23 protein-coding genes are annotated in these 26,582 nt (G+C 43.0%); 2 read left to right on the top strand and 21 right to left on the bottom strand.

Annotated features, from left to right (window positions below; genetic code table 11):
* Positions 1-4: 4 nt before the first annotated feature.
* Together RMZ41_RS13900 and RMZ41_RS13895 are read left to right on the top strand one after the other, a co-directional pair.
* Positions 5-1,558 carry a DUF1800 domain-containing protein gene (locus tag RMZ41_RS13900; protein WP_322644592.1) on the top strand — a complete coding sequence of 518 codons (1,554 nt, stop codon included), beginning with the start codon at positions 5-7 and terminating at the stop codon, positions 1,556-1,558.
* A gap of 41 nt (positions 1,559-1,599) precedes the next feature.
* Complete coding sequence (locus RMZ41_RS13895; protein ID WP_322644593.1) at positions 1,600-2,832, top strand: DUF1501 domain-containing protein; 1,233 nt, start codon at positions 1,600-1,602, stop codon at positions 2,830-2,832.
* On the opposite strand, the gene RMZ41_RS13890 is transcribed toward RMZ41_RS13895, so the two are convergent.
* The 21 genes from RMZ41_RS13890 to RMZ41_RS13790 form a co-directional block, all read right to left on the bottom strand.
* A complete protein-coding gene (locus tag RMZ41_RS13890) occupies positions 2,805-2,972 on the bottom strand; it encodes a hypothetical protein (protein ID WP_322644594.1) in 168 nt (55 codons plus the stop codon). The genes RMZ41_RS13895 and RMZ41_RS13890 overlap by 28 nt on opposite strands.
* A gap of 5 nt (positions 2,973-2,977) precedes the next feature.
* Positions 2,978-3,190, bottom strand: coding sequence for a rhodanese-like domain-containing protein (locus tag RMZ41_RS13885; protein WP_322644595.1), 213 nt, complete (start codon positions 3,188-3,190; stop codon positions 2,978-2,980).
* An 83-nt stretch (positions 3,191-3,273) separates the two neighbouring features.
* Positions 3,274-3,483 (bottom strand): hypothetical protein, encoded by a 210-nt coding sequence (locus RMZ41_RS13880; protein WP_322644596.1) that lies wholly within the window; start codon positions 3,481-3,483, stop codon positions 3,274-3,276.
* 6 nt (positions 3,484-3,489) lie between these two features.
* A complete protein-coding gene (locus RMZ41_RS13875) occupies positions 3,490-3,699 on the bottom strand; it encodes a hypothetical protein (RefSeq protein WP_322644597.1) in 210 nt (69 codons plus the stop codon).
* Positions 3,677-4,147, bottom strand: a complete 471-nt coding sequence (locus tag RMZ41_RS13870) for a saccharopine dehydrogenase NADP-binding domain-containing protein (RefSeq protein WP_322644598.1) — start codon at positions 4,145-4,147, stop codon at positions 3,677-3,679. The genes RMZ41_RS13875 and RMZ41_RS13870 overlap by 23 nt, the downstream gene beginning before the upstream one ends.
* A gap of 78 nt (positions 4,148-4,225) precedes the next feature.
* Positions 4,226-4,558, bottom strand: a complete 333-nt coding sequence (locus tag RMZ41_RS13865; protein ID WP_322644599.1) for a hypothetical protein — start codon at positions 4,556-4,558, stop codon at positions 4,226-4,228.
* A 1,889-nt stretch (positions 4,559-6,447) separates the two neighbouring features.
* A complete protein-coding gene (locus RMZ41_RS13860) occupies positions 6,448-6,972 on the bottom strand; it encodes a hypothetical protein (RefSeq protein ID WP_322734423.1) in 525 nt (174 codons plus the stop codon).
* Between the two features lie 48 nt (positions 6,973-7,020).
* Positions 7,021-7,419, bottom strand: coding sequence for a lactate/malate family dehydrogenase (locus RMZ41_RS13855; protein WP_322644600.1), 399 nt, complete (start codon positions 7,417-7,419; stop codon positions 7,021-7,023).
* A 72-nt stretch (positions 7,420-7,491) separates the two neighbouring features.
* The gene (locus tag RMZ41_RS13850; RefSeq protein ID WP_322644601.1) at positions 7,492-8,886 is read right to left on the bottom strand and encodes a mercuric reductase; all 1,395 of its coding nucleotides are present in this window, start codon (positions 8,884-8,886) and stop codon (positions 7,492-7,494) included.
* A 161-nt stretch (positions 8,887-9,047) separates the two neighbouring features.
* Positions 9,048-9,539: a hypothetical protein gene (locus tag RMZ41_RS13845; protein ID WP_322644602.1), complete on the bottom strand. Its 492-nt coding sequence runs from the start codon at positions 9,537-9,539 to the stop codon at positions 9,048-9,050.
* Positions 9,540-9,653: 114 nt separating this feature from the next.
* Positions 9,654-10,049, bottom strand: coding sequence for a DUF6130 family protein (locus tag RMZ41_RS13840; protein ID WP_322644603.1), 396 nt, complete (start codon positions 10,047-10,049; stop codon positions 9,654-9,656).
* Between the two features lie 333 nt (positions 10,050-10,382).
* A complete protein-coding gene (locus RMZ41_RS13835; RefSeq protein ID WP_322644604.1) occupies positions 10,383-11,375 on the bottom strand; it encodes an alpha/beta hydrolase in 993 nt (330 codons plus the stop codon).
* Between the two features lie 162 nt (positions 11,376-11,537).
* The gene (locus tag RMZ41_RS13830) at positions 11,538-12,977 is read right to left on the bottom strand and encodes an FAD-dependent oxidoreductase (protein WP_322644605.1); all 1,440 of its coding nucleotides are present in this window, start codon (positions 12,975-12,977) and stop codon (positions 11,538-11,540) included.
* Positions 12,978-13,669: 692 nt separating this feature from the next.
* Entirely contained in the window at positions 13,670-14,419 is a 750-nt protein-coding gene (locus RMZ41_RS13825) for a glucose 1-dehydrogenase (RefSeq protein ID WP_322644623.1), read from the bottom strand.
* 261 nt (positions 14,420-14,680) lie between these two features.
* A complete protein-coding gene (locus RMZ41_RS13820) occupies positions 14,681-15,220 on the bottom strand; it encodes an SgcJ/EcaC family oxidoreductase (RefSeq protein WP_322644606.1) in 540 nt (179 codons plus the stop codon).
* Positions 15,221-15,228: 8 nt separating this feature from the next.
* Complete coding sequence (locus tag RMZ41_RS13815) at positions 15,229-16,101, bottom strand: alpha/beta hydrolase (protein ID WP_322644607.1); 873 nt, start codon at positions 16,099-16,101, stop codon at positions 15,229-15,231.
* Positions 16,094-16,651 carry a DsbA family protein gene (locus RMZ41_RS13810; RefSeq protein ID WP_322644608.1) on the bottom strand — a complete coding sequence of 186 codons (558 nt, stop codon included), beginning with the start codon at positions 16,649-16,651 and terminating at the stop codon, positions 16,094-16,096. The genes RMZ41_RS13815 and RMZ41_RS13810 overlap by 8 nt, the downstream gene beginning before the upstream one ends.
* Before the next feature lie 386 nt (positions 16,652-17,037).
* Positions 17,038-19,047 (bottom strand): AAA-like domain-containing protein, encoded by a 2,010-nt coding sequence (locus RMZ41_RS13805; RefSeq protein ID WP_322644609.1) that lies wholly within the window; start codon positions 19,045-19,047, stop codon positions 17,038-17,040.
* 419 nt (positions 19,048-19,466) lie between these two features.
* Complete coding sequence (locus tag RMZ41_RS13800; RefSeq protein ID WP_322644610.1) at positions 19,467-20,126, bottom strand: response regulator transcription factor; 660 nt, start codon at positions 20,124-20,126, stop codon at positions 19,467-19,469.
* Positions 20,123-20,491 carry a four helix bundle protein gene (locus tag RMZ41_RS13795; protein WP_322644611.1) on the bottom strand — a complete coding sequence of 123 codons (369 nt, stop codon included), beginning with the start codon at positions 20,489-20,491 and terminating at the stop codon, positions 20,123-20,125. The genes RMZ41_RS13800 and RMZ41_RS13795 overlap by 4 nt, the downstream gene beginning before the upstream one ends.
* Before the next feature lie 24 nt (positions 20,492-20,515).
* The gene (locus tag RMZ41_RS13790) at positions 20,516-26,575 is read right to left on the bottom strand and encodes an AAA family ATPase (protein ID WP_322644612.1); all 6,060 of its coding nucleotides are present in this window, start codon (positions 26,573-26,575) and stop codon (positions 20,516-20,518) included.
* Positions 26,576-26,582: the final 7 nt, after the last annotated feature.

The raw sequence follows: 26,582 nt of genomic DNA, 5'->3' as shown, positions 1-26,582 counted from the left end.
CTCTATGACTGTAAAGCCGAAATATTGGGTGGTGTTGCTGTTGCTCTTACTAGGAGGAATTGCCCCCAGTAATGCAGCCTCCACACCTGTTGATCCAAAGGTATTACATATAATTAATCGCCTCAGTTTTGGCCCTCGTCCGGGAGACGTGCAAAGAGTGCAGTCTATGGGTGTAGAGCGATACATTCAGGAGCAACTCTCACCCGAATCGATTCCCGAACCGCAAAGTCTCACCAGCCAACTAAAGCAGCTAGATACTCTCCACTTGAATCCGGTGGAACTTTTAGAATATGGCACAACAAATCTTCCAGGACAAAAACCCACCCAGTCTGAAAGAAAAGCTGCCAACCAAAAGGCTAAACAGGTGCTAGATCGAGCAGTCCAGGCGCGATTATTAGAGGCAACTAGCAGTCAGCGACAACTCCAGGAAGTGATGGTGGACTTTTGGTACAACCATTTTAATGTGGATGCTGCTAAAGGACGCGATCGCCTCTGGGTGGGAGCTTATGAACAACAGGCAATTCGACCTTACGCTTTGGGCCGCTTTCGTGACTTATTAGGAGCAACCGCTCATCATCCAGCTATGCAGTATTATCTAGACAACTTCCAAAATCGGGCTGATAGCCGCCCTGATGCCCAAGGTAATATTCGAGGTTTGAATGAGAACTATGCCCGCGAACTGATGGAGCTACACACTCTCGGCGTAGACGGAGGGTATACTCAACAAGATGTGATTGCTCTGGCGCGAATTTTAAGTGGTTGGGGCTTCAGTCGTCCCGGTCAGCAGACAGATAATAATTTCGGATTTTATTTCAATCCAAAGCGTCATGATTTTAGCGACAAAGTTTTTCTGGGACACACAATAAAAAGCGGTGGTGAAGCCCAAGGCGAGGAAGCTTTAGATATTTTGGCCCGTAGTCCGGCGACTGCACATCACATTAGCTATCAGATAGCTCAATATTTTGTTAGCGATGTTCCCCCAACTACTCTAGTAAACAATCTAACACAACGTTATCTTGCCACTGATGGCAATATTCGTGAGCTTCTCAACACTCTATTCCACAGCCGGGAATTCTGGGATGCAAAAAATTTTAATGCCAAGTTTAAAACACCACTTCAATTCGCTATCTCTGCGGTACGAGCCACAGGTGTGGAAGTAAATAACACAAAACCAATCTCTAATCTGCTGCAACAGTTAGGAATGCCCCTATACGGTTGCCAAACTCCAGACGGTTACAAAAATACAGCAGATGTGTGGTTAAATCCTGATGCCATGAATCGCCGTCTCAGTTTTGCTGAGGCGATCGCTAGTGGAAATTTACCCCTATCAAGCATCCCCACAAATATGGAAGAGAGGGATAAAACACCGGGACAAGAGACAATTTATACAGGGCAAATACCTTTACAAAATTCTCCTAATATGCATATAGACCCTTGGCAACTAATTAATACATTGGGCAATTCTTTGTCAATGAAAACGCAGAAAGCGATCGCCTCTAGTTCCCCTCAAATTCATAGTGCTTTAATTTTGGGCAGTCCAGAATTTATGTATCGTTAGTTACACAATTGTGGAGTTATAAAACTTCAGTAATTTTAATTATGAAAAGACGTGACTTCTTAATCCAAAGTGGAATTTTTTCCACTTCTGCGATCGCAGCTATAGCTAGCAATGCTTGGGTGGCTAGATCCGCTACCCAAAATAGTAACCAGAAGCGGTTGATTGTAATTTTCCTTCGTGGCGCGGTAGACGGTTTAAACATCGTAGTTCCTTACTCAGAGACAGCTTACTATCAAGCCCGACCGCAAATTGCTATTCCTCAACCAGGGAAGGAAGGGGGAGTAATAGATTTAGATGGACGCTTTGGGCTACATCCAGCATTAGCTACTTTGATACCCGAATGGCAGCAGAACAGCTTGGCATTTGTTCATGCTTGTGGTTCTCCCGATCCAACTCGCTCTCACTTTGATGCTCAACAATATATGGAAAACGCTACTCCTGGCGACAAGCATACTCAGGATGGTTGGATGAATCGTTTACTAGGGGTGATTTCTCAAAAAACACCCATTCAAGCAGTAAGTGTTGGAGAAACAACACCCTGGATTTTTTCTGGCCGAATGCCTGTAGCTAACATTGCATCAGGGAGAAACGCTAGCAGACCTCTGCCAATAGATCGTCCTCAATTAGCAGCAGCATTCGATCGACTTTATAGCAGTAATGATGCTTTAAGTCAGACCTATCGCCAAGGACGAATGGCGCGTCAGGCGATCGTGAATGACCTGGATAGTGAAATGAAAATGGCGAATAATGGTGCGCCTTCACCTGATGGCTTCGCTGGCGATGCCCAACGATTGGCGCAACTAATGCTTAAAGACCCCAGAATCGAGTTAGGGTTTATGGCTTTGGGGGGTTGGGATACTCATGTCAATCAAGGCAGCACTCAAGGACAGTTAGCTCGGAACTTAAAAAAACTGGGTAATGGTTTGGCAACTTTAGTCAAAAGTTTGGGGAGCGTTTACCAGAATACAATAATTGTTGTAATGTCCGAGTTTGGTCGTACAGTCAAGCAAAATGATAACGGTGGTACTGACCACGGTCATGGGAATGTTATGTGGGTTTTGGGCGGTCAAATTCGCGGCGGTAAAGTTTACGGTGAATGGCCTGGCCTATCTACAGCCCAACTTTATCAAGGTAGGGACTTGGCTATTACCACTGATTTTCGGGATGTTATCTCTGCTGTGTTAGAAGATCATTTACATCTTAATGAAGCAAAATTGAATCAAGTGTTGCCAAATTATGCATCTACTCAGAAAGTAGCATTAATTGTCAAGTAAGCAATTTTGACCATTATCTTTGATGAGTCTTCTGTGCCAACCCTCAAACTAGAATAAGTTGGTTGCTGAAGCTGTGTCAAATTATGATTGAGATTAGCGATCGCTTCCACTGCTATCAAATTTTGCAAGGATTGAGACAATGCGGCTAACGCGATCGCATTATCTTCACGCCGCCCCTTAGAACATAGATAGCGTCATAGCCCTTTTGAACCAATTGTTGAGCCGCAGTAAAACTGCGTTGCCCAGTGAGACAAGTCAACAGAATGGGTTGCGTTTTGGGAAGGTCTTTGAGCAAAGTATCGACATTCAGACGATGTGATTTAGGAACAACAGAAGAAGCTAGAAATGCAAACTCCAATTAGTGTACTGATGCCAATGAAAACCAACAAATATCTAATAATGATGGATTTCTGCTCAAATGGTAGAGAGTTAACAATAGGTCTATCGCAGGATTGGGGTACGCCAAAACACCCCTACAAAAATTAGCAGCGCTATTTGGATAAACCAAGGCGCTAGTATCAAACTGGCAACAAAACTTAGAATTGCAACGATCGCAGCAAAAATTTCAACCATTTCTTCTTTTGCTACATTTGCCACATAGATTGCAAAGCAGGCGATCGAAAGGGCTACTAGAAAAGGAAGAGATAACATTGCAAATTAACACTCAGCAATAGAAGTTTCAAAGGAATAATCAATCGAATTGGGAAGCAACTGTTGATGAATTTCCATTTCTCGATCGCTCATTGCCTTTTCAAACATTGGCGTTGAGAGGACTTGTTCTGGTGTCCACACTCCCAATACGGTTCGGTTAAAGGGGAAAGGGAAAAGGTTTTGAATACATCCTTTACCCTTTACCCGCAAACCCATTCCCCAGACCACAAGGAAAATGAAAAATGCTTATCCGAACCGTATTGGCGGTGATTCCTGCGGCTTGGGCTTCTGCCTGGAGTGCGATTGCTTTACAAGTGAAAGAGGCATGATCGCTGACATCGACATAGTTCACACCAGAATCAATGCAGAGTTTCAAAACACTAGCATTTCGATGATGAAACGGCCCCGCGCAGTGAACTACCAAATCTAATTGCGCGATTGTATCTTGTAGTCTTCTCAAATCATCTAAGTAAATTGAGACGAACTGACAGCGTTGGGGAGTCGTTTCTCCAATTGAATTAACCAATGACTGACAGGCTTTTTCCCCTATTTCTGGATTGCACCCTGCAATTGTTACATTTACCGCTGTATGGGTGAGCAAGTCTGCGGCGACTTGACTCCCAATCCTTCCACTTCCACCCAAAATTAGAACTTGCTGTGTCATTTCTTTGCTACGAATTACGACAATATATCTAAAGAAAAACCATCATTTAATTAAGGTCTTCAAACCACGGTTATAAACTCAGTTAGACAACAGCCGAATTACTTGTACACCAAGCCATCTGCCAAAGTCATACAAGAGTGCTAATCGGTAGCCAGAGAACTGAAGTGTAGTGCTGTTGCTCATCCCATTGTTCAAAAACAAGGTGCTTAAAATCGGTTGATAATCGTCACTACTGATTTGAGAGAATGGTGCATTAACAAATGCTAGAAGGTAAATCAAAGTAGCGATTAACACAATTGCAATAGCAAAAATATTAAACCAGAAAGATGACGACCATCGCTTGAAGCAAACACCATAATTGCAAAACTGTGCCCACACAGTCTTTTCTGTGCGTCGAACTAAGAGCATCATGATTGAAACTCCTGATTTAATTTGAATTGAACAAGACGATCAAACTGAAAACTTAGATGGGCGTAATACCTGTTAGCACATCTGAAATAATTTATTGCTACAGAAACTTAGTTTGAGTTCAAACGTCAAAAAGCTTTTTAACATTGGTAATGTGAGATACTTTTTAAGTCTCTTCTAAAAGATGTTTCTTCTAGAAAATACATTTCTTGCCAGCAATTTCGACAGAACCAATAGATTCGTTGACCACGAATATGACGTAGTAATTGGTGAGAACAGCAAAGACAATTTTTCGGTGTGGTCTTTGTGTGCGATGTTTGAATTTCATTGCAATCAAAACTCATAATTCAATTTAGAGTTGAACGAATTGAGCTAATTAAAAAACAGGCGCAATCTGTACCAGCGTTGGACAGATGCGTTAAGCCACCGTCAAAGAAACCTTGGCTTAGAGTAGAGATTTTAATTAGAATCAGAACAAAGATTTTAGTTTTTGAAAGAATCAGTAAGTGTTATCTCAACGTAGCCAGCGAAGCAGCTTTTGCTTGATCGTTCTTTCCCAATGCCGATCAATAAAATGTTCAGAAGTTGAAGAGGTAATTGAACCAGAGTTCAAGTATTGGTGAACATGAGCATCCATGATTCTAAAAACTCCATCATTCTAATCTTAGATGAACGTTCTTGGCGAATTGTGTTCAATTGAGTGTTGCTATTTCTTGGTTTAGTAGTTAAACAAACCAACAATTGCAGCCATAGCTAGAACAATTACGATTGCTGCCTGATAAGTTGTCAGCATCGTTTGTTAGCTCCTCTTTCAAAAGAGGAATATTGACTACATTTTCACTGCAATGCCTTGAGTCAAATAGTTGCCTCCTTTCGTAGAAAGGTTATCAACTAGCCTAAAAGCATAGCTATGTCGTATTTACGAAGCAGCCCGATTGGAACTTCTAACTCAATTTGGATTAGACGCATTGGGCTAATTAGAAATCTAAGCAAACATGAATCTATCGGCAGCAAATACCTGCACCGACCTATAACTGCAAGAAATAGGTTGCAGTAGAAACCTTGACTAGAAATAGGGCAAAAACCTTAGTGTCTGAAAAAAAAGATTCAGCAAATATTGCCTCAACGTAGCGAGCGAAGCAGCTTTTGCTTAACTGTTCTTTCCCAATAGCAAGCGGCGAAATAATTATTTGAAATAAGAACAATGTTTGAAGCAATATTCAAACATCGGTGAACATCAACATTCATGTCACTAGCAATTTGAGTTTTTTAACTTAATGTAAACACTTCTACCATAGCACGACCTTTCCGAAAAACAACCTTTTTTCATAGATTCAGTCAGTGAAGATAGCAGAAGCATTAAAAGCGCGATCGTGTCCGATGTAGAAATCATACTTAAGAGAGAGGCATTTATCTAAACAAGTCCAACTTTAAAGTTCTAAGACTTGAATTGACTTATGAAGCGATCAATTAAAAAGGAGAGTAGCAAACTCACAAGCGATCGCTGATTTTAACCAAGCACTACAAATCAACCCCAACTTAGCTGATGTCTAGTAAGTGAATAGACTTCCATTGCTTGAATCAAGCCGTGTTCAAGGGTGAATCGATAGCCCACGTGGTAAAAGTATCTCTTTTCTCATTCCAATCATTCACGAGTGTCTAAAGGATAAATCAGCTTTAGTATTCTTTAACTTGAAAGCACTGGCATTTGACCAGGTAGAGAAAATACGTTCCTTTGTTAGCCACTTAGATGAAAATATTCGCCCCTAAATTCTCAATATGGGAGCATGAAGACAAATCAGCGTAACAAAATTATTGCAGATATACAAAGCGGGAAAGCGATCGTTCATTTTTCCAAAACATATTGGGAGTAGAACTTATGGCATTTGATTTTAATTATGCAAAGAATTATAGGCTTCATTGAGTTTGTTGGCTGATTCTTCTAATAAGCGTTGTTCATGAGCATTTCTTGATAACAGCAGTTGGCGCTCAATACCTTTTGAGCCAATGATACATGGAAGTCCAAGAACAACTTCACTGCCAACTCCATAGTTAGAATCTGCTTTAGCCGATACTGGAAATATTTGCTTTTCATCTCGCAGTATGGTATCAACTAACTGACAAACTACCGTTGATATACCATAGCTTGTATTTCCTTTGCGTTCAAAAATGTTATAGCCTCGTTTACGAGTTAACTGTGCGTACTCTTGTTGAATTTGTTCTAGCGTTGCTCCTTGTGGTATCGGAAATTCAGTTAACAGAATTCCCCCAATAAATGCACTAGACCAAACGACAAATTCACTGTCTCCATGCTCTCCAATCACATAAGCATGAACGTCTTGTTTTGCAACATTCAGTCGCTTTCCAAGTTGATATCTCAGTCTAGCAGTATCAAGAACGGTTCCCGAACCGAAAATTAGATTTTCTGCTCTGGTAGAAGTAGCGATGTCTACGACGGGCTACGCCTACGCAATCCGCGTTAGTACATCCACTGGATTGCTAACGATAATTATGATTGAATTCGGTGCAACTCGATCCAATTCTTTGATTGTCGAACACATAATCTCTGCATTCTCGTTCAATATATCTAATCTGCTCTGTCCTTGTTTTGGCTGTACCCCAACAGTCACAATAATAATATCTGAATCAGCTAAATCTTCATACTGATTTGATGGTAAAATCTCCATCTCTTTAAGTAGGGGAATGCTGTCTTCAATATCCCATACTTGTCCTTCAGCTTTTGATAAGGTTCGGTCAAAAAGGACAACCCTTACGCATCTACCGAGTAAAACTAAAGCATTTGCAACGTTTGCACCTACATTACCTGCACCAATAATACCGACTTTAGATGTTTTACTCATCATGCTATATCTACTTTTTTCAAGAGTGAAATGTCGTTTATTTGGTAAGTCCTTGGGTCTGCAATTGCTGTCTTTTTACAACTTGGAAAACAATATATTTAACCCCTCGGTCATCGTGGGATGAGTCAAAATACCATCGCGCAAAACGGTGTAGGGCATCTGAGCTTGCATCACCATCTGCACCGTCGAAATCACTTCACCCGCTTCATGACACAACAGAGAACACCCTAGAATACGACCTGTATCTACATCCACGATCGCCTTCAGAAGTCCATCGGTTTGACCGAGTGTTCTTGCTCTAGGAACGGCTGACGCATCGATTTTCGCCACGCGGATGGCATATCCTTGTTGCTGTGCTTCAGTTTCAGTCAAACCTACATGAGCCAGTTCTGGCTCGATGAATAGACACGATGGAAGCAATCGATCGCCTGTACTCCTGTTGCCCCCATCAATTAAATTGGCTTTGATAATGCGATAATCGTCGAGCGATATATGGGTGTATTGCGGGCCGCCATTAATATCGCCTAACGCCCAAATCCCCGGTATGTTTGTCTCTAGGCGTTCATTAACTTGAATAAATCCGCGTGTATCGGTTGCCACACCAGCAGCAGCTAAATTTAAGCTCTCGCTATTGGGCGCACGACCAACGGCGACGAGCAAATGCGACCCTTGGAGGGTGATTTCACGATCGCCAACTTGGATTTGCAGGATGGTTTCATTACCAGTGCGATCAACCTTCAACACCTTCGCCTTCAGCAAGAATTCAATACCATCTTGTTCTAGCAGTGTTTGAACTGCGATCGCTATATCTGAATCTTGCTGTGACAGGATTTGCTCACTTTGCCCAATAACAGTAACACGACAGCCAAAGCGCCGAAACATCTGGGCAAACTCTAAACTAATATAGCCACTACCGAGAACGATCAGGTGTTCAGGCAGGTGTTCTAGCTCCATAATTGACTCACTAGTTAAAAACTCAACTTCTGTGAGTCCGGGGATGGCTGGAATTAACGGTCGTGTGCCTGTATTAATAAATAAGCGTTCGGCGGTAAGTAAGCGATTGTTCCCCTCACTCGTCGTTACTTCAATTGTTTTAGGAGCAACAAACCTTGCTTCGCCAATAATCAAGTTGCGATCGAGAGCCGTTTCTAAATTGTGCAAGTTTATTTCACGCGCAGATTGCACAACCGTTCGTTTTCGTTGGATCACCTCCACTAAATTAACGATGGGCGTATTAGCTTTAACACCATAAGCGGCACTATTTCGCACTGTATTTGCGACACTGGCACTCGCCACCATAGTTTTAGTAGGAATGCAGGCAATATTAATGCACCCACCACCAATCATATTTAAACTGCGTTCAACCAGAGCGGTTTTACGTCCGTCAGCGACTAACGCTGGTGCTAGTGTTTTACCCGCTTTGCCGCCGCCGATAATAATATCGTCATAATGTTGAGCGTTCGCTTCCATATCCTTTGAGTTTGATAAGGTGAATACGATTTCTAGAAGGTGTTATGAATTTCAGAAAAAACTGACTAAGAGGGTTTTAGCAATAATGTATTTGGCAAGCGTAACTCAAGATGCTTGCCCCAGAAGGGTTGACAAAAAGTATATAACACCTGCTAGAAGATTCAACTTTTTCTACAAGCTTGCTTCATCAAGATACGGTTGTTTTTATACACCTCTAAAGTTCCAGACTGCGGGTTATCCAACGTGCCATCCCACACCCAGTATTGATAAATTCCACTCCGAAACTTATACACTCGAACACCTTCTGTCGCTTGGCTAGTTCCTTTGCCCAAACTTAAATTACCGTTGGGACTAGTGGCGCGATAAAGCAGTTCACCGTTCGTATATTTCTGCCAAATATTTACGTTGTATCCGCCCCGGCATTTCGTACTCAGGACGATGCCAGCAGTAGAATCAGCAGAAGCTCTTAAGGAAAAATTAGCTAAGATACTTATTGGCAGAGCAAGAAGTAACGCGGATGTTTTCATGAGTTTTGTAAAATTAATAAGTTTGACATTCTTACCTGCCAAATCCCAAAAAACCCTTTTTTCGTTCAAGACATCGTTTTGCGGAGCGATGACAACTACTGCAATGTCATTCTTGTTGATGTTCATGGTTTTTCTCCTTGCTTGTTGATTTTCACTGTTCTCTTTCTTAAAAACCACCCGCGATGTACAGCGTTTCCCCAGATGCCCCCGTCACAACTGCAATTTTTCCCTCTAGTTTTTTCATGATGATTTCTGAGGATCGGGCAGCGTGAACTCTACAGTTTCGCTAATGATTACTTTGTGCGTGGGGTCAGCTAGTTCGATCAGCACCTTGTGTACGCCAGGTTCTAGTCCGACCAGGATGATCGTTTCCCCACTAGCATCGACAAAGTGCCACGGCAAATCGTCAACGGTGATGTGGATATGACCGATGCGCGGCGATACTTCGAGGGCACTTTTGCCGAACACCGGCAACACGCGCAAATTCTCCGTCCGGTACTGGATAAAGACGCGTCCCTGTGCCAGTGGTTCGGGAAGCGGTGGATCGACAATCAGCTTGGGTGGTGCTTCGTTTTCAATCGCAATCAACGGTGATGATCCAATAATGTCCCTAGCGCTCGGTATGTGGCTGTTCATAGCAGGTAATTACCTGAGAGTAGTTTGTATTACGATCCATTTAAAGGTGAAACGGCGCAGAGTCGAATGGCACTAAGATAAGCCGAAAGTCTTGTTTCACCTCGTTCCCAGCCTGTAGGCTGGGAATGTATTTCGAGAGGCTCTGCCTCCGATCGAGCCTTTGGAGGCGGAGGCTCTCAGAATTAGTTCCTAGCCTGGAGGCTGGGAACCACGGCAAGGGCTGTGTCTTAACTTAGTACCATTTCGCTTTACCCTTTTCCTCTACGCTAACTCAGTAAGCAGCAAAGCGATGGAAGAGTGTCTTTTCCTTTCCCCAAAAACATCGATCGCATCCTATTGGAGATACTTTTTCAATTCAGCGGCGGCGTGGACAAACAGAGAACGGACTGCCGGAACCTCGGCTAACCCATTGAGTAGCCCAAAGTCATGAATCATGCCGTTGTAACGCACGGTGGTTACTTTTACCCCAGCTTCATCCAGCTTGCGCCCATAGGCTTCGCCGCCATCTCGCAGAATATCGCTTTCGGCAACCTGAATGAGTGCTGGAGGCAAGCCTTGCAATTGCTCAACCGTAGCTTGTAAGGGCGAGGCATAGATATCTTGGCGTTTTTCTGGATCAGCTATGTACATGTCATACATCCACTTCATCAACGGTGTAGTCAGAAAACGCTTCTCACCAAATTGGTGATACGACTCTGTTTCAAAACTAGCGTCTACGATCGGCCACATCATGATATGTAGCTTGATGTGTGGCCCTCCGTTTTCTTTCGCCTTCAAAGCCGTGACTGCTGTCATATTTCCGCCGACACTGTTGCCGACCACTGCCAGATTCTTGCCATCCACGCCAATTTCCTCACCATGCTCGGCAACCCATTTGGTTGCAGCATAAATCTCATCGATCGCCTGTGGGTACTGAGCATCTGGCGTGCGCGTGTAGTTGACAAAGACCCCTGCAAACCCTGAAAGCACAACCAGATCGCGAACCATGCGCTTGTGTGTTGGATAATCACCCAACACCCAACCACCACCATGAATAAAGATGAAAACAGGCAATGTGCCTTTGATGCCTTCCGGTCGCACGATGTTGAGCGTAATCGAATAACCGTCAGCAGTAATTGTCTTCTCAGACTCTTCAATGCCTGAAAGGTCTACTGGAACGGAAGCCTGTGCATCCACGAGAACTTGACGCGCTTCGAGTGGAGGTAATGTCTCTAGAGGCACACCTCCTGAGTTCAGCACTTTCAAAAATGCCTTCACTTCTTTAGAAAGACGTGGATCTTCTGCAACTTCCAAAATCTTTGCTTGTGAATTTACTTGAGCAACCATGACATTCTCCTTTGATAATTAGTAAACAATCTGTTGAAATGGGACTCCTAGTAGTTCGCCAAGTGAACTTGGCGGGGTAAAGGGTAAAGGGTAAGGGGGAAAGGTTTTAAATCCCTTCCCCTTTCCCCAGCCCTCACCCAGCATTTTTGGGTTGGCAGACTACTAGCGGGTCGCTGCCTCGATCGGTTGTTTCCACACCGCAGCAGCATAGAGTGAGTCCTCAAAATCGGGGGCGATATCGCCTGCGATCCGTGCCTCATGATGTGCCCAGTCCTTAAAGAACAAGTCGTGACTGATGCGCGATACTATTGCAGGTACGTCGCGGCGGATGCTATGGATGTCACCAACTGGCAATCCGAAGCTGACCAAACCAGCAGGATTAAATACGTGAATGTCTTTCAGATAAGGGGCAGTACCAGGTACTTTTTCTTGGTATTCGTGGGCACTACCGAGGTAAGGATGTGCCGCCAAACCGTCGTCACGTAGGTCTTCTGGTGGCTGGTAGCGATCGCGCCAGAGGGCAATATGTTGGGCAAAGTCGGCTAGTTCGGGACGCTTGGTTGGGTCAACGAAGTAACCAGTGCCAGCGATCGCAAAATCAAACTCGAAAACATCATCGTTCACCTGGATGGCAATGCGTTCGCCCAGTTTCCGTGCCGATTTCCAAGGTGCAGATAGATGGATGTGAAAGTTCGGGAAAGCGATCGCTCGCTCAATCGAGTTTGGGGGTGGCGCGGTGCCTGCTTGATGAAAGCGCCAAGCCTGGAGCCAGCGTGCTGCATCGGGTAATTGGGGATAGTTGTCGTAAGCACCAGGGTAATCCCGTATCCGAAGGAGTGACAGAGATGCGATCGCCGATCGCCGTACAAATAGATGTACTGCCTTAGCTCCCGATTCCAGCGCCACTGCTGCTGCATCGAAAGCTGAAGCCGCCGCACCCAGCACCGCCACAGTCTTACCGCGCAGTGCTTCAAAATCGATGGCATCGGCGGTATGTGCGTACAACGTGCGGGGTAAGTCAGCCAGTATTGGAGGTATGTTCGGGCCACCCGTGCCAGCCACGCCATTGGCGAAGATAATTTTGCGCGTAGTTTCTAAGAGCGGCACACCATTTACCTCAAGGTGTAGGCGGAAGAAACCTGCGGCTGGTTCAATCCGCACCAACTTCGTCTGGTAACGAACCTGGATACCCAGGAAATGCCGATACCAACTGAGGTACTCAGCCCAAGTCACTCGCTCAATGCGATCGATCTTCGCGTAAGCTGCCGCACCGTGCCGCGCTTCGTACCAGGCTTGAAAGGACAATTCTGGGATGCCTAATTCTGGCCCAGGCAGATGTTTCGGTGTGCGGAGTGTTCTCATCCGCGCTCGCGTCAACCACACGCCTGCATGAGCCTCGTCATCGGCTGCATCGATTTCCGTTACGCGACCGATCCCAGCACGCCGTAGCGCAAATACAAAAGTGCTACCGCTACCGCTACCACCGATTATAGTGACATTGTGATCGATGCCAGGGCGATCGGGCACCCAGTTTTCGGGATCGGGGCCGAGCAGACGTAGTGCCTCGCAAGCAGCAAAATCGGAATTGCTCGTTGTTGTCATGTCGATCTCCTCATATATCGTTGCGATGGATGAAAAAATCCGAATAGTAGACAATTAAGCTGTTAAGCTAACGCGCCTACATATTGCACTATTTTCTGTGTAGACCGTCATTAGTCATTAGTCATTTGTCATTAGTCATTAGTCATTTGTGTTTACTAAGGAGAAAGGACAATCTCACCAGTTGATGTGTGACTTAAATGCGTAACAGCTTATACCAATTCTCTGTGAAGCTGCATATTATTTTGACCCCTCTCAACCTCCCCTTGCTAAGGCTACGGTATATACACAAGTCTCTTGACCTGCATCTTTGTTGCATTGACCTGCACCTTTGTTGCATTGACCTGCATCTTTGTTGCATTGACCTGCACCTTTGTTGCATTGACCTGCACCTTTGTTGCATTGACTTACACCTTTGATGCATCGCCCTGCACCTTTGTTGCATCGCCCTGCACCTTTGTTGCATCGCTTTGCAAAAATGAACTTATCCTACGTTACGCAACAACTCTAAAAGACTTGTGTGTACACGGTAGCTTGCTAAGGGGAAGTGCCGCAGGCGGTGGGGTTTTTCTGTGCGCCTTCATAAAGAATTGGTATTAGTAGGTTTTTGTTCGTGGGTTTGGATTCGCTAGAGCGTGTTATAAACAACTGCCAAAAGCTAGAAAAGGGTTCGTGTCTTTAACTCCTTTTGGACTTCAAATCTGTGCCATACCACCATCGACAAACAACTCAATGCCGTTCACAAAGCTGCTGTCATCTGAAGCAAGAAAGACAACAGCTTTGGCAATCTCATCGGGTGTGCCGACTCGCCCCAGTGGAATAGTGCTGGCTTGGCTGTCCACGAATTCTTGCAACTGCTGGTCATTCAATCCCAAATGATCGTAACCAGGAGTCGGAACTACACCAGGGCTAATGGCATTCACTCGGATCTTGCGTTCTCTGAGGTCGAGTATCCAATTCCGAGCGAACGATCTCACAGCGGCTTTGGTAGCGCTGTAAACACTGAATGCTGGCGTACCTTTTATAGAAGTAATCGAAGCATTCAGGATAATAGAAGCACCCTCTGGCAACAGTGGCAGCGCTTTTTGTACGGTGAACAGCAGACCTTTGACGTTTACGTTGAATGTTTTGTCAAAGTGTTCCTCAGTGATTGCTCCAAGTGGGGCAATTTGTCCACCTCCAGCATTAGCAAAGATGATATCGAGGTGTCCTTGCTCTTGCTTAATGGTGGCAAACAGGCGATCGAGGTCTGCCAGATTAGAAACATCGCTCTGCACAGCCGTAACATTTTTACCAATGGCTTCTACAGCAGCATCCAGTTCGACTTGGCGACGACCCGTGATGTAGACATAGGCACCTTCAGCAACAAACTGTTTGGCAGTGGCAAGACCGATACCACTGTTGCCACCCGTGACAAGGGCGATTTTTCCTTCTAGTTTTCTTATCATGCGAATCCTTTGATTGTTGGGTTTAAAGCGGTCAGTTACTAATGGAGAGTGGAGTCAGCAGGAAGAATAGTCAGCCCGTATTGGGGAACTAGTAGTACGCCAAGGGAACTTGGCGGGGTAAAGGGTAAGGGTGAAGGGGGAAAGGGTTTAAATCCCTTACCCTTTTCCCTTTCCCCTTTCCCCAGCCCTCACTTAGCATTTTTGGTTGGCAGACTACTAGGGCGATCGTCTTTTGTATCTTAACAAGCGTGTCATTCCTTACATCTCCTTTGATCGATCTGCTTGATGGGGCTGCTTGAGACTTGAAATGAGGTCGGTCACTTGACCTTGAGCCTCTGCGCTCAGTGAATCAAAGTCGTCTAAGAAGAATTGACGTTCTAGCGTTAACTTCCGGGTATTGAGTAACCCTTCGATCTGCCAACCTTCATCGCCTTTCGTTACAACGTATAGCGGCAGCGAATCTCGTGACGGTGAAGTTTCGGTTTGTCCGGGCAGTATTACCCTGATAACTACGAGCATGAGCGCGAGTTGCGAGTTCACGAAGCGGACAAAATCCACCTCACCCTCCAGGCGTGTTCCTTTTACAACTGTGTCGAACGCTTGCTGATGAAATACAGCGATTTCTTTTCGACCCTTGAGATGCGTGCCCTCGAACGTGATGAAATCGGCAGTTTCGCTGAACGGGGCAGCGAAGCCTTTGCCGCTACCTCGATTCCAAGCATCAATCATCTGGCGATGGAAAGCACGGATTGCCGACTCGTCAGCAGTAGTGGTGGTTTGATCTGTTAGTAAATTCATAGTTAGGATTACTTCACAGCAGTGCTTGCTGCTTCAATTACTTTGGTAACTTCTTTTGGATGAGAGATAAAAGGAACATGGCTGGAGTTAACTTCGGTTGTCTTAGCATTAATCCGTTTTGCCATAAAACGTTGAAGTTCAGGGTTGATGGCGCGATCGCTTTGAGTCACGATAAACCAAGAAGGAATTGTTTTCCAGGCGATTTCATTGACTGATTGCTCAAAGGCTGCGCTGGCGATCGGCTTTTGGGTTGCTGCCATTACTCGCGCCTCAGCCTTTGATACGTCTTGGGCAAAAAATTCGTGAAACTTCTCGCGATCTACATAGAGAAAGTTTGCAGCATCAGACACGATTGCCGTACTAATCGGAGGGGCTGCGTACCTTTTATTCAAATCACTCGTCTTTTCACCAACATCTGGTGCGAAAGCATTAACATAAACCAGAGCTTTCACCTGTGGATTGCCAGCTGCCGCACCTGTGATTACATTTCCAGCATAGGAATGTCCAACTACTACAACAGAACCCTTTTGAGCCTCAATCACCCGCTTCGTCGTTGCCACATCATCAGCAAGCGAGGTGAGCGGAATCTGCACAGCAGTCACTCTGTAGCCATCCTGCTCTAACAATGGAATAACGTGTTGCCATGATGTACCATCAGCATAAGCCCCATGAACGAGAACGATCGCAGGTTTAGAGTTGGACGCTTGAGGTAATTCCTTGGAAGTGGCTGGTGTTGGATGCATTGATATGACAACAACAACACTTAATGCAAATAACCACATCAACAATTTTTGAACTTTTTTCCATGTAAAAACTATCATTGCGATCGCCTCTGTATTCTTGCTAAATTGCTGAAATTTCTGATTCTTGCCGTTAATCATTTGCAGCAACACTGGCTGCCATTATCTGCTCAACAGTCCAGCGATCGAGATAGCGAATTCCATTAATAAACAAAGCGGGTGCAGCCTCCACTCCACTTCGCAATCCACCTTCGATATCTGCATTGATCCGAACGACATACCTTCCCCTGGATAAATCCTGCAAAAATTGAGAAATATCAAGTCCTAAACGATTGGCGTACTCTACTAGATAGCCATTCTCTAACTCTTGTTGATGAATGAACAATATCTCATGCATTTGCCAAAACAGCCCTTGAGTTGCTGCGGCAACTGCTGCTTCTGCTGCCCGTTGAGCATGTGGATGAATCTGTATCTGAGGAAAATGACGGAAGATAAAACCTAAATTGTTTTCTCCAAACGAAACCTTCAATTGCTGCCCGGCAACTTTAATCAATCGATAGACGTTGGCACTTTGAAAACATTCATAATCTCCATACATAACGAATACTACAGCAGCATTCAATACACCTTGAATATGATCCTGGGTTGAAGGCAGAACGAATAAAGAACGATTATCACGGTCGGAAGTCATGTTTCGGTTTGTATTAAGCAAACTAAGCCTTACAACCCAACTGCGCTAACGTTGCTATGGATTTAATATAGACAATTGACCCTCTGTTGTCGTCCACTCTGAGTTGACATTTTTATCCAATCTAGTGATGGATGAACCCGTCCATCTCGCAGTGGAAAGTTGTCTCCAACTTTAGGTGGATTTCTGCTCGTCCCTGACACCACCCGCTCTAAACGAAGTGTACCCAGTTCGTCGGGGCATCAAGAGATGATGAGGTTGACGTGATTGTGGTATTGCAGTTGATATCATAAATAAAAAGTAAAAAATGCTTATGCTGCAAAATTCCAAACTGCTTTACCATCTCGTTTGAGTGTCATTAGACTTACTTAATTTAAGCTACAAACTGATTACATCAAATCTTCTAAGTCTTTCTCAATATCACTCATACAGATACGGAAATATTGAAATAGTTCTTCGGTAATATCCTTTGCGTGTGCATCAGCCCTAGACTTGTTGATGAATTCTAGCTTTTCAAATGTTCCTTTTTTTGAGTGAGAAAAAATATTTTCAAACATTTCCCATTTCTTACTAATGACTTTAGCTAAGTCTAAAAAATATATTTCGCCCTTATTAGGATCAAAAATATCGTTGTATCCTAAGTGTGATAATTCATATTGTCTTTTTCCACCAAAGATATCTAACATGACTTGTTTAGCTTCATCGATGTTTTTTGTATTCGCGCGTAACTGCATTTTAACTATTTTTCTTAATTTAATTTCTGCGCGATTCCTTCTAGCAGATATTTCTTCCCATTTCTCTTCAGTTGTTAAACCAATTCTTTTATATTTATTCTGCATTAATAGATATTCTTTAACAGAATCTATTTGAAAATCATATCCAGATATACCCTTTTTTATTAAACTATAACCTATAAGATGAGAAGTATAAGAAGGATGATACTCCGCCATTTCATTAAAAGTTGATATTTCGTTTTTAGCCAAATAAATTAGCATTTCGTACTCATCTGGATAAAACTTCATAACAACCAATAGAATCATTTCTAAATAGTTACTAAATTTTTTAATAAACTCGGTTTTGGCTGTTTGGTATAATTTTTTATCAACTGTTACGGTTTTATGCCTATTATGAACTTCTTTATGAATAAAACTGCATAAATGTCGAATTAAAAATGGATGTCCACCAAAATCTTCTGTTAGTTTTGCATAAATAGTATCCTCAAATTTTAACCCCATTGGTCTACCTAACTTTTTAACCATATCTTCTGTATCATTAAGCTGAAATCCTGGTATATATAAAGGGGTAAAGTGGTTAAAAAGAGGGTTATCTATATTTCCAATAGTAGGAACTTCTATGCAGGAAGGATTTGTTCCTACTACTAAATAAGAAATTAAATTGTTATTTTTTTCAAAAATACTTCTCAATGCTTGCCAAAAAGGAATAAAATCAGTGCCTTGACTCCAGTGTTCGCAAGGAGATGTCTTGAGTGAAATATTTTCAATTTCATCAAAAATGAAAAAAAGTGGCCAATCATTTTGATTGCTGTCTTTACATCTCTGAAAAAATGTTTTTGTATATGAAGCCGCATTTTGTTCATTAAATTCATTTTCTAATGCAAGCCTAACTTGATTGAGTTTGAGTCTTGCTTTAGTTTCTTTACAAATAAAATACAAAGCTTGAAACCATCTTTTTTGATTAAAAGATGGATTTTGGCAATCGATTACTACTGGTACTATACCATCTCTACTTAAAGAACGTTCTATACCATAAATTACTGATGTTTTACCTGTTTTTCGTAATCCAAAAAGACCTGAGTTCTCTCCACGCTTGTATCTATCAATAATAGTTAAAATTAAATCATTGCGCCCGAAGAAGTATAAATCTTTTTTGAGAGGAGCTTCAAATGCAAATAAGTCTCTGTCATATAAATACTTTTTAAATCTATTTATAAAAAAGTTAACTTCTACTTTTCCTTTGAATTCACTATATATAAAAGGTATAATAATCTGAGATTCAGGTTCACTCTTAGTTAAGTTAAGTAAAGAATGCTCAATTTTCGGGTCGTTACTTATTAAAACACCACAAATTTTCTCTAATCTTAAAGTAGAATACGTTTTGTTTATTCTCTCAAATACATCCAGAGTTCTAGCTTGTAGAGTTTGGTACTTACTAAATAAAATAACAATTTCTTTTTGAAGATTAAATGTTTCTCTATATTCATCCGTTGGCTCTACTAATATATATTCGTACTCGCTACTAGCCCCAACTTGAATTTTAGAACCACTAGTAATAAAAAACTCTCTTTTTAAAGTATTTACAATGCACTGTATATCTTTAGAAAAGTTTTGTAAAGGAAAATTTGGATGAATTCCTGGATATGGAGATGTTCTTTCTTTCATGTTTAAGGCAGAGAATGGTAGTAGCTTCCTTTATTAGGGTTCCCATTTAGGCATCAAATATGATTAATTGCATTTACCCACCGTAAAAATTCTTCCTGAAGCTTTTTACAGTGCCTTATTACCTTATATAATCCATCCTTATCAATCGCATGGTGTAGAGAATTTTCGGACGATTGAAAGATAAGTTTAGCTTAACTGTGGTCAGTTTTGGGGTAGTGCTTCACGAAGTCATGGGGATTTGGGAGAATGGGGAGTGTCCATAATTTGTCGCGTACACCGGACACTATCACCAGGATTAAATGAGGCCACCACCCCCAACTCGTCTACCCAACAAGCATTACAGGTCTAGAGAATACCTTACACCAAGCGAGGTGCGATCTCTACTCCCACACCTTGACCCTTGTGAACTTTTTCCCCACTTACAAACTGACAATCCCACGCTTAACAGCAGTAATTACGGCTTGAGTGCGATCGCTCACTCCCAGTTTGCTCAAAATGTGATTCACATGCGATTTGACGGTACTTTCACCAATAATCAAAGTAGTCCCAATTTCCTGATTACCCATTCCTTGTGCCATCAAACGCAACACTTCCAACTCTCGTTCACTCAGTTCTGGATTGCTCATTCGCTGCAATAATTTTGCGCCCACCTCTGGCGGAATGTATTTCTGACCATTATGAATGGCGCGAATCGCATTCAAAAGCTCGCCAAGTTTAGAATCCTTAAGCAGATAGCCTTGAGCGCCCGCCTGTAAACCGCGATAGATATCTTCATCGCCATCGTAGGTTGTGAGTACGGCGATCCGAGCCTGCTTAAATTCAGCACAAATCGCCATAATAGCTTCAACACCTCCCATTTTGGGCATTCGTAAATCCATTAGTGTGACATCAGGTTGGTATTCTCGAAACGCGGCGATCGCCTGTTGCCCATCTTCAGCTTGAGCGATCGCTGTCATTTCTGGATCGCGGTTAATGATGGTTGCTAGACCCTTTCTGACTATGGCGTGGTCATCAACAATTAGCACCCGAATCGTAGTGTTGGGGTGTGGGGTATGGGGTGTGGGGTGTGGAGAAGTCAATTATCTATCCCCCTTTGAAGGCTTTGACGCAGACGATTCAGTAAGCGTCCTGTACTGTCACATAAACTCATTAATTCAGTAATGTCATCAATGTAATTCAAATTATTTGCAAGAAGAAGCAAGGTTTCTAACTCTTTGAGGCTTCCATTGGCGATACCAAGGAACTGAAGATACTCCTTACGATGATTCCGTCCATACCCTTCAGCAATATTGGCAGGCACAGAAACACAGGCTCTACGAATCTGCGAAGTTAATCCATAGATTTCATGCTTTGGCATTACCTCTGTTACCTGATAAACCTGCTTTGCTAATCGCATCGATACTTTCCAAACCTCCAGATCGCGGTAACTCTCCAACTTACTCACACCCCACACCCCACACCCTACACCCTACACCCCAATTATCACCACAATTTGTGTTCCTTGACCTGGTTGGCTTTGAATCGTTAGCTGTGCGCCAATACGCTCTGCCCGTTCGCTCATTCCTAATAAGCCAAACCCACCGCTCAAAGGAATGCTACCTACTCCAAACCCCCTGCCATCGTCTTTAACCCGTAAGATACACTGTGTTTTGTTATACACTAACTCAACCCGAATTTCGCCAGCACAAGCGTATTTAACCGCATTGGTTAATGCTTCCTGCCCAATTCTGAGTAAGTTATTCTCCACTTCGGTTGGTAAGGAATAGGCTATACCCTGAGTTTCGCAAATCAGAACCGTGTCGGTCGTCGATCGCATTTGAGCCACTATACGATGCAAGGCACTCTCTAAATTACCTTCTTCTAGTAGCCGCGGACGGAGTGCTGATACGGATCGCCGTGCCCCTGCCAGCCCAGCGCGTGCTAGTTCCTCAATCATTTCCAGATGTACTTGGGTTGCCTCTGGGTCATCCGCCAGCACTTGTGTTACTGCTCCAACTTGAAGCAGAATACCTGTGAAAGATTGAGCTAGTGTATCATGAATTTCTCGTGCTATCCGGTTGCGTTCTTCCAGAATGGAGGCTTGTTGGGCGCGTTTGCGTTCGCGCAATGCAGCGTTTCGCTGTTCGCTGATGTCAAGAATTATTCCTAGCATCTGCACAGGCTGTCCGGCTGTGTCATAAATTCCTCGACCTCGACCTACCAACCAATGAATACTGCCATCTGGATGAATCACTCGGTATTCAGCTTCAAAATCAGTATGAGTTTCTAGAGCTACTGTAACCGCTTGTTCAACCCGATTAATATCTTCTGGATAAACGCGATCGCGCCATACTTGATAGCTGCTCTCCACCTCACCAGGAACTAACCCCAGCAATCGAGTATGATTGTCGTTCCAATTTACTGTGTTCTCTGTGATATTCCAGTTCCAACTGCCGATGTACGTGAAGTCCATTGTCAGCCTGCGTTGCTCTTCACTTTGTCGCAAAGCATTCTCCACTCGTTGGCGCTCTTCAATTTCCTGCGAAAGGAGCAAAGTCCGCTCAGTAATTTGCTGTTCTAACGTTTGGTTGTAGTCAGCTAAAAGTTTCTCTGCTTGTTTGCGCTGGGTGATATCTTGAAAGGCTACAATCGCATAAGTTACCTTGCCCTGTTCGTCAAAGACTGGAGTGCCCCAAACCTCAACTGGAATTGTTGCGTTATTTTGGCGAATTTCCATGTCATCAACGGTGGTGCATTCGCCGCTCAACGCCCGGATAACTGGCAGTTTTTCAGTGGAATAGATTTGATCCGTTCCCGTCACATAAAATTGATAAGCCTCTGAGATTTCCTCCGCCAACACAGCAGGATCAATCCCTTTACCCATGAGTTGAATGCCTCGTTGATTGGCGTAATAAGGGCAACCCTCTGCATTGACGATGCCAATGCCTACCGGAACTGCTTCTAGAAATTGAGTCATCCTGCTTTCGCTCTCACGTAGCTTTGCATAGAGTTTGGCATTTTCGATCGCGATCGTTGCCTGGGATGATAACAGATTTAAGACCTGCGTTCGCTCTGCTGTAAATGCCCCAGCAGCTAACCGATTTTCCAGATATAACACACCAACAAGCCGATTTTGATTCAGCAGTGGTAAACACAAAATGGATTGAGGCTGATAGTGTTGAATATATGGCTCATTGATAAAATTACTTTCACGAGTAGCGTCACTTAAAATTACACTTTCATGAGTACGAATAACATAATTAATAATTGATTCAGGCAGATGATTTCTAATAGGGATAGATTGCAGTACTTGTGTAGCATATATATTCTCACCTTCATTAAGTTCACCAGACGCTTCAATCACCCATTTTCCTGAGTTCTCTAAAATCAAAAATCCTGTTTGTGCGCCAGCATTTTCGATTAAAATCTTCATTAATGATCTGAGTAAATTATCCAGTTCAATTTCACTTAAAATTGCTTGTGACGCTTTCATGACCGCAGCTAAATCGAAAGCAATGGGTGAGTGATTGGAGGTGGTGACAGAAGTTTTAGGGGTTGGCGAAGCCGCATCCGACGATTGAGGAAATAGCTGTGGATAGCGAGTTTCTAAATCTCTTACTTTCGCAATTGCTCCCCACCGCTCATAGAAGTAGTGAGCTTCTTTTATGTAGGTTTGAGCAAACTTTTCCCGACCGCGAGATAGGTAAAATTTGGCAGCTAATTCATAAGCTAATGCTTCTTCTTGAAGATAGTTATTGTCTCTAGCACCGAGAATTGCTTGTTCGTAGAACTCTTCTGCGTCAAATAACCGCCCTAAAACTCGCGCTTTCTCTGCCTCAATTAGATAATACTTATGCAAATAATTCATCGGAGCATACTGTGCCCAGTGTTTCATTTCTTTTTGATGAGCCGCAACTTTTTTGAGGATTTCTGTCTGTGCTTGAGCAGAGATTTCAGGATATATTGCGAGTCTAGTTAAAGAATCATAGAAATAATACAAAACCTTGGCAAAGGTAGCTGTCATCTGGAGCAAATAATTTTCTGCTATATCTGAGTTATGAAGTGCTTGATTGTACTCATAAAATAAATAGCATAGGAAAAGCTTATTAAAATGCACACTGAAGATTGCAAATCCATCATTTGCTATTTTATGCTGTGGCAGTTTGCTTTCCTCGTTGTATACTTCTCCAATTAGACGGCATGGATTAACTGAGCGTCCGATTAAATTCAAGATAGACTGCTGATATACCTGATTCCAGGTAAGTGCTATTTCTTGTTTAATTTGACGGATTGCTTCACCATGTTTTGTCATTTCACCTTCAAGTTCCACGAGTTCTTTCCCGACAGCAAAGGAGTGAAAGCAATAACAATGAGCGCAATAGGCAGCAAACTCTAAATCTCCAGTTTCAAGCCCAATTTGATAGCCTTCTAGAAATCGTGGCAAGGTTTCCCTGACATGTTTCTTCCAAAGGATAATAAAGCTACTTACAATTGTTACAGTCCGAGATTTGATTCCATGAGTAAATGGCTGTGACAAAAGTCTTAGGGCAAGCTGCCCAAACCTGTAACCAGATTCGATGTTTCCAACTATCCCACAGAGAATTACCCCAAAGTTGGCGTATGCAACAGGAGATGTAGACGCATTTCCATACTGAATTGACAAGCTGACTTGTTTAGACGCAAATAGAGGCATCAAATTAGGAGCCGCAACTTGGGCAATGGTTGTTATCCTTGATAGGATTTTCATTGCTTCTAACTTGTCTGGTTCGACCATTTGGGGCAAATTACTCAACCTTTCAATCGCCATCTCGCCAATGAGTGATGCGATCGCGTCTAGCTCAAGCTGAATGTCTGACTGAGTTGGCGTTTCAGGAAAACTGATTCCTAGTTGCTGCAAAACTTGCAATCCAGTGTTGATTGCTTCTAATGGCTGGTTCTGCGCGATATCGGTTTGAATTTTGACTTCATAAACTTTCACGATGTCGAAAATGGTTTTGGCTGATTGTAGAACGATCGCCGCCCACGATTCTACTTGCTCAAAATCGCCACACAAATACGCAACTTCTGTTGTTTCTAAATATAAATCTAATGTTAAGTCATAGTTTGTTTGCCAACTAGAAGCTGCTAGCAAAACTCTTGATGTGGCTAAATATTTTTTAGCCATACTATAGGCGATCGCAGCTTTTGCTTTCTGTCCTGTGATTAAATTTAATCTAGCAATTTCATTGCGTTCTACTCGATCTGTGACAAGCTCAATTCCATGATTAAGATGATCGACAATTTCAAACAGTCGGTCTGATAGTCGCTCCGGCAAAGTTTTTTCGAGGAGATTGCGACCAATTTGTAAATGAACAATTTGTTTTTGCGACTCATCGATTAAGGTGTATGAGGCTTGCTGCACGCGATCGTGCAAAAACTTATACTCTTGAATTAACAAGTTTTCATCTAATTCAGATAGTGGTTGAATTAATCCAACTTGTATAGCTTCTAGTAAATCTTGAAAAATCGTTTCAGGTGGTTGTTCGCAAACAATCGATAGAGTATCTAAATTAAACTCAGCGCCAACGCAAGCAGCTAACCGGAGAATTTGCTGTGTATTCTCTGGCAGTTTCTTCAACTTGTGAAGCATCAACTCCACAACATTATCAGTGATATCTTGGGCTTCGATCTGAGCTATGTTCCACTCCCACCCCCTTTTACTTCCCCCCTTACTAAGGGGGGATTGAGGGGGGTCAAAGGTCAATAAATTTTCGCTATGCAGCATTCTCAAAAATTCACTGACAAAGAAGGGATTGCCCTCAGTTTTACGCAACACCAACTCAGCTAAGGGACGAACGGTGTCTGCATTTCGATGTAGCGTCTCGGCAATCAACTGACTCAACGGGCCCAGCGTTAAGGGTGCTAAGATAATTTCTTGAAGCACTGCCCCTTGTTTTTGCAGTCTCTCTAGCATTAATGCTAATGGATGCGTTGGATTTACTTCATTATCTCGATAAGCTCCAATTAAAAATAGTGATTTGGTTTGCTCATCCAGCAGCATCAACTCGATTAACTTCAGCGTTGCTGAGTCTATCCACTGCAAATCATCTAAGAAAATCGCCAGGGGATGTGATTCTGAACAAAACACCCGCACAAACTGCCCAAAGATTCGATGAAAGCGATTTTGAGCTTCAGTTGCTCCCACTTCTGGTACGGGTGGCTGCTTGCCAACAATCAATTCAACTTCCGGGATCACATCAATGATGATTTGTGCGTTGTTTCCCAAAGCTGTAAGTAAGAGCGATCGCCACTGTTGCACTTGTTCGTCTGGTTCACTGAGCAATTGCTGCACCAATTTTTGCAGGGCATGGGCGATCGCACTGTAGGGAATATTGCGCTGAAATTGATCGAATTTACCAGAGATAAAATAACCGCGCTTTTGGGTGATTGGTTTATAAATTTCCTGCACTAACGCAGATTTACCAATGCCAGCATAGCCAGATACCAACATCATTTCGACTTGGAATTTTGGTTTGCCTGTTTGTTGGGTTTGTAAAGTTGTTTCTGAATTGTTTGGTAAAGCAGCAACGGAATTTGACTCTGGACACGCGATGCGATTAAACGCCGCCAGTAACATTGCAACTTCCTTGTCCCGTCCATACAGTTTTTGGGGAATTTGAAATTGCTCAGAAACGTCTTGAAGCGCCAGTTTAATGCTAGATATTTGACCGATTTCTGCTAATTGTTCAGCACAGATTTCTAAATCCGCTTTGATTCCCCAAGCGCTCTGATAGCGATCTTCTGCATTTTTCGCCATCAGTTTGAGAATGATATCTGAAACTGGTTTGGGAATCGTTGTATTTATTTCATCAGGTGGAACAGGCTGTTTAGCAATATGACAATGGACTAGTTCCAGCATATCCGTTGTTGAAAACGGCAGATGTCCGGTTAGCAGTTCGTAAAATGTCACACCAAGGGAGTAAAAATCGGTGCGGTAATCGAGTAAACGGTTCATCCGCCCGGTTTGCTCTGGAGATAGGTAGGCGAGGGTTCCTTCTAAAACATGAGGACTTTTGAAAGTCGGATTCGTGCGGTTAAATTGGGTAGCAATTCCAAAGTCAATAATTTTGATAACGCCAGTATCCAGATTGAGAACTATATTTCCAGGGTTGATATCTTTATGAATGATATTGGCTGCATGGATTCTGCCTAGAATGTCGGTGATGGCGATCGCAACACCAAGAAAAGTGGATAAAGGCATGGGGCAGAAGATATCTGGGTACTTGTGCATCCATTTCTCTAGGGACTCTCCCCCAAAATCTTCTAAGATAATCACCAGAGTACGTTGATAGTCCTGCTGGCTGTATGCTTTGATAACTCCTTCTAATTTTAGGGAGCGGATAATTTTATATTCCTGTCTGTAGCGAGTCAGTTCTTGGGAAGAAGGATAATCAAGCTTTAGCATTTTTACGACTATCCCTACTCCATCCTCTCTAATGCCCCGATAAACTAGAGAATTAGAACTTTCGTATATCTTGTTTTGAATGGCAATACCAGGTAGAGTAATCATAAAGCAA

The sequence above is a fragment of the Nostoc sp. DedVER02 genome, assembly GCF_034530675.2.
Classification (GTDB): domain Bacteria; phylum Cyanobacteriota; class Cyanobacteriia; order Cyanobacteriales; family Nostocaceae; genus Nostoc.
Note: the sequence above shows the minus strand (reverse complement) of the source record. Positions and strands in the feature narration are given on the sequence as shown.